Origin of the sequence: Dyella sp. ASV21, assembly GCF_016428975.1 — a bacterium.
Lineage (GTDB): Bacteria > Pseudomonadota > Gammaproteobacteria > Xanthomonadales > Rhodanobacteraceae > Dyella.
The window spans coordinates 1-4,686 of record NZ_JAELTT010000130.1; the positions used below are offsets into that span (position 1 = coordinate 1).

Sequence of the window (4,686 nt, forward strand, 5' to 3'; positions counted from 1 at the left end):
GCTGTTGGCCCAAGGCCAGATCAGCTCGCTCAAGCTGCCCGGCCTCACCGACGACCGCGCGCCAGTGATCGCCGGCGGTGTCGCCATCTTCGAGGCCGCCTTTGAGGCGCTGGGCATCGAACGCATGCGCGTATGCGAAAGCTCCATGCGCGAAGGCTTGTTGTGGGACCTGATCGGACGCGCGGGCGGCACCGATCCGCGCACCGCCAGCATCGACGCACTGGCTAGCCGCTACGGCGTGGATCGCGCACAGGCACGCCGCGTGGAATCGACGGCATTGATGTTCTTCGACCAGATCGCACGCATATGGCGATTGGACACCGAGGCGCGCGAATGGCTGTCCTGGTCCGCGCGCGTGCATGAAATCGGCCTGGCCATCGCGCATAGCCAGCATCATCACCATGGCGCCTACATTTTGCGCCACGCCGATCTGGCCGGCTTCTCGCGGCAGGAGCAGCAGCTGCTCGCCGCCATCGTGGAGTCGCACCGCCGCAAGCCCGACAAGGCCAGCTTCTCCGCCCTGCCCCAGCGCTATCGGCAGCTGGCGCGCTATATCACGGCCCTGCTGCGGCTGGCCGTGCTGTTCCGACGGGCCCGGCGCGCCGAGTCACTGCCGCCCATGCAACTGGCGGCCACCAGCCAGCGCCTGCGCCTGAGCATTCCCGCCGCCTGGCTGGACCAACACCCGCTCAGCGAGGCCGACCTGGAGCAAGAGCAGGCCCCGATCAACGAGCTGGGCCTGCTCTTGGAAGTGCATCCTTCCTGAGCGAAATCCACACGGCGAGCCGCGCGCGCAAGCCACGGCGCGCCCTGGCCGCGTATGATGTCCGGATGCCACTCGCCGCCCGACCTACCATGTCCCGATTTCTGCTCGCCACACTCCTGCTGATCTCGCCTTTCGCACTGCTGGCCCAGGCGGCCAAGCCCGCAACGCCCGCCGCTGCCGTTGCCCACCCGGAAGTGGTGCTGCATACCTCCCAGGGCGACATCACCATCGAGCTGTTCCCGGACAAGTCGCCGCGTAGCGTGGCCAACTTCCTGCAATACGTGCGCGACGGCTTCTACAGCGGCACGGTGTTCCACCGTGCCATCCAGGGTTACCTGGTCCAGGGCGGCCTGTACACGCGGGACCTGCAAGCCAAGCGCACCCGCTCGGCCATTCCCAGCGAGGCGGACAACGGCGTCCCCAATCTGCGCGGAACGGTGGCCGTGGCCCGTGGCGCCGACCCCAACTCCGGCACCTCGCAGTTCTTCTTCAACCTGGTGGACAACCGCCGCCTCGACTTCGTCGGCAACCAGAGCGGCCTCACCTGGGGCTACGCGGTGTTCGGCAAGGTGGTGAAGGGCATGGACGTGGTCGACAAGCTGGCCGCCCTGCCAACCCGTGGCCTGGGGCCCTTCGCCGGCGACGTACCCAATCCACTGATCGTGATCGATAGCGCCAACGTGGTTGGCGAGGAAGCCCCCGCCAGCACCGCGCAGCCTGCCGCCCCGGCCACGAACAAGGCCACCAAGAGCGACAAGCCCGCCGCCAAGAGCAAGGGCTGAGGCTTCATGGCGACGCTGTTCATTGCCGACCTGCACCTGGACGACAGCCGTCCGCATATCACCCAGCTGTTCGAGGACTTCCTCGCCAGCGAAGAGGCCCGCGCGGCCGATGCGCTCTATATCCTAGGCGACCTCGTGGAAGCCTGGATCGGCGACGACGACGACGCCGAACTACCGGCGCGCATTGCCCGCGCTACGCGCACACTGCGCGACAGCGGCGTGCCGGTGTATTTCATGGTCGGCAACCGTGATTTTCTATTGGGCCAGGCCTTCGCCCAGCGGGCCGGCCTCTCCCTGCTCGACGACGGCACCGTGCACACGCTCTATGGCCGGCCCACCCTGTTGATGCATGGCGACGTGCTATGCACCGACGACGTGGCCTACCAGGCAGTGCGCCAGCAGGTGCGCACGCCGGCATGGCAGGCGCAGGTGCTGGCCATGCCCTTGCCTGCGCGTCGCGCCTTCGCCGCCAAGGCTCGCGAAGATAGCCGCGCGCATACCGGCAGCACCATGGAAACCATCATGGATGTCAACGGCGATGCCGTGGCGCAAGCCATGCGCCAGGCCGGCGTCATGCGACTGATCCACGGCCACACGCATCGCCCTGCCACGCATCGCTTCGAACTGGACGGCCAGCCGGCCGAACGCATCGTGCTGGGCGATTGGTATGAGCACGGTTCCGTGCTGCGCGTTACCCCCGACAGCGCCGAGCTGCGCGGACTCGCGCTCGGTTAACCAAGCATGGATGCAGGGGCTTGCCCTGCACCCGTGCATGACGCCTCCCACATCACCGCCTCAGTGATGCTCCCCGTGCGGTGCGCCGCGCGGCGCGCTGCCGTGCGGCGCCGAGGCGTGGCTGGCCGGTGCGGAAGGACGTGCCTGCGGCGCCCGGTAAGCCGACGCGTGGTAGCTCGGCGCGGCTCCGCGGTTACCGGAATAGCTGCGCAATTGCGCCGTGTACCCGCCGTTGCTGCCTTCCACGCGCGTTGGACCACCAGCCGGCACCTGCGCCGTATGCGCAGTGAAGCCGCCGTTGCCGTTCACCGTGCGCACCGGGCTCCCGGCCGCCCCGGCATGCGGCGCAAAACCGGCCGAGCGCAGCGCCATATCGCCATGGGAAGCTGGCGATGCGGCCGGCGCGGCAACGCGCTGTGTATTGAATGTCGCCGGTGAAGGCGAGTTCGTCGCCGCATGCAGTGCACCCGCCATCGCGGTACCGCCAACCGCCGGTGCGCCGTGATTGAACGAGGCGCGCATCGAGGGCTCACGACTGGCCGCCGCCATCTGCTGCGTCTGCGCCGTCACCGCTGGCACGTGCGATTCGTGCGCATAAGCCATTTCCTGCGCGCTCGGCCGCGCGTTGACGCCACCCTGGCCACCGTTGAAGCTGGCCCGATTGACGGAAACATTGTTCACCGTGCTGTTGTACACATTCGTGATGTGCACGTTGTCGATGCGATTGACCGAACGGTTGTAGTAGAACGAACCACCACGCCAGTAGCCACCCGCATAACCCACGCCGGCATAGCCGTATCCATAGTTGATACCGCCGTAGAAGCCCACGTGCGGACCCCAGTAGCCGGCATGGAACACATACAGGCCACCCGACCAGCCCCACCAGCCCGGCGTCCATAGCGCACCCACAAAGGGCGGCAGTATCCAGGTGCCTGGCACCCAGTAATAACCCCCATCGCCCCACGCCCAATAACCCGGTACCCAGATATAGCCTGGCGCGGGAATCGGGGGCTGCACATAAATCGGCAGCGGCGGCGGCGCGGTGCCTACCGAGATACCCACGCCGATGGACACACCCGCCTCGGAGCGGATCGGCGCAGCGACGCAAGCGGCCGCGGCCAGGGCGACGGCGAACGCGCGCACCAACCGGTGACGTGACACCCGAGCTTCCGACCAAGGCATATACATGGCGTGTCCTCCGCAGCAAGGTAGCTTGAGGACAATAACGTGCGAAACGCGATCGGGAGATACCCGGCCTGGGCCGCATCGTTGCGTATGGTTCAGACGCTTGCACCGCGAATGAACGGGGCGATTCCAACACCAACGCCCAGAAACGCAAAAAGCCCCACGCGGGGGCTCTTTGCAAACTGGCGGAGAGAGAGGGATTCGAACCCTCGATAAGGCTTTTGACCCTATACTCCCTTAGCAGGGGAGCCCCTTCGGCCTCTCGGGCATCTCTCCGGATTTTTTTCCGCATTACTGCGGAGCCGGCAAGGATACTAACCGGCGAGCTCTAGGTAAAGCCTTTTTGCCTGTCAGTGTTCGCCAGCGCCACCGGGCGTGCTTCCGTCCGGTTCGTGCTCGTTCTTGATCCGTTGATAGATCTCTTCACGATGCACGGCGACGTTCTTGGGCGCATTGATACCAATACGCACTTGATTGCCCTTCACGCCTAGAACGGTAACGGTCACCTCGTCACCGATCATCAAGGTTTCACCGACCCTGCGGGTCAGAATCAACATGTTTGCCACTCCATGAATACTTTGGTCATAGGCCAACGGACGGTTATGCCTCACCCCTGAGCTTCACCGTCCGCGTTCTTATCGACGATTGTACCCGTCGAAGGCCCTACCGCCTTCCCCGGTTCACAGACGAGGCATCCCTGTTGATGCCATGTCGAGCGACACCGTCGCAACCATCGGTGCCGGCAGTGTTTGGATACTAGCCGAGCGTCCGATGGCTGCGCAATGCGTAAACGGCAACGGAGTCTGTTTGGTTGACCTGCGTCAGATACGCGTCAGGACGCCAGCCGCTCACCGATCCAGCCCGGCAGGCTGTTCAGGATGCCAGGCAGCACGGCACTGTCATTTCCGCCGCCCTGAGCCATATCCGGACGACCACCGCCCTTGCCATCGATTTGACTGGCCACATGAGCCACGACGTCACCGGCCTTGACCCGGCCAAGCGCCTTGCCGTTCACGCCGGCCACCAGCGATACGCGGCCATCGGCAGCGCCGGCCAGCAGAATCACGCAATCGGGCAGTTGCTGCTTGAGCTGATCCATGCTGTCGCGCAATGCCTTGGCGTCCAGGCCCTCCAGGCGCGCGGCAATGACCTTGATGCCGTCCACGTCGTGCGCAGCGGTGGCCAGATCCGCCGTCACCGAACCGGCGGCCTTGGCAC

5 protein-coding genes, 1 tRNA gene and 1 pseudogene are annotated in these 4,686 nt (G+C 65.7%); 3 read left to right on the forward strand and 4 right to left on the reverse strand.

Features of this window, described 5'->3' with window-relative positions; genetic code table 11:
- The 3 genes and pseudogenes from JHD67_RS20970 to JHD67_RS20980 all read left to right on the forward strand — a co-directional run.
- Positions 1-766, forward strand: a pseudogene (locus JHD67_RS20970) (exopolyphosphatase); the annotation flags it as partial.
- Positions 767-855: 89 nt separating this feature from the next.
- Entirely contained in the window at positions 856-1,548 is a 693-nt protein-coding gene (locus tag JHD67_RS20975; protein ID WP_199101087.1) for a peptidylprolyl isomerase, read from the forward strand.
- A gap of 6 nt (positions 1,549-1,554) precedes the next feature.
- Positions 1,555-2,283: a UDP-2,3-diacylglucosamine diphosphatase gene (locus JHD67_RS20980; protein WP_199101088.1), complete on the forward strand. Its 729-nt coding sequence runs from the start codon at positions 1,555-1,557 to the stop codon at positions 2,281-2,283.
- Between the two features lie 60 nt (positions 2,284-2,343).
- Here the strand turns inward: JHD67_RS20980 and JHD67_RS20985 are convergent, their stop codons facing one another.
- From JHD67_RS20985 to JHD67_RS21000, 4 genes are all read right to left on the reverse strand, one after another.
- Entirely contained in the window at positions 2,344-3,471 is a 1,128-nt protein-coding gene (locus JHD67_RS20985) for a YXWGXW repeat-containing protein (protein WP_199101089.1), read from the reverse strand.
- 180 nt (positions 3,472-3,651) lie between these two features.
- A tRNA-Ser gene (locus tag JHD67_RS20990) sits at positions 3,652-3,744 on the reverse strand.
- A gap of 74 nt (positions 3,745-3,818) precedes the next feature.
- Complete coding sequence (csrA, locus tag JHD67_RS20995) at positions 3,819-4,025, reverse strand: carbon storage regulator CsrA (protein ID WP_199101090.1); 207 nt, start codon at positions 4,023-4,025, stop codon at positions 3,819-3,821.
- Between the two features lie 275 nt (positions 4,026-4,300).
- On the reverse strand, positions 4,301-4,686 hold a 386-nt coding region (locus JHD67_RS21000; protein WP_233172156.1), incomplete at its 5' end, for a DHHA1 domain-containing protein.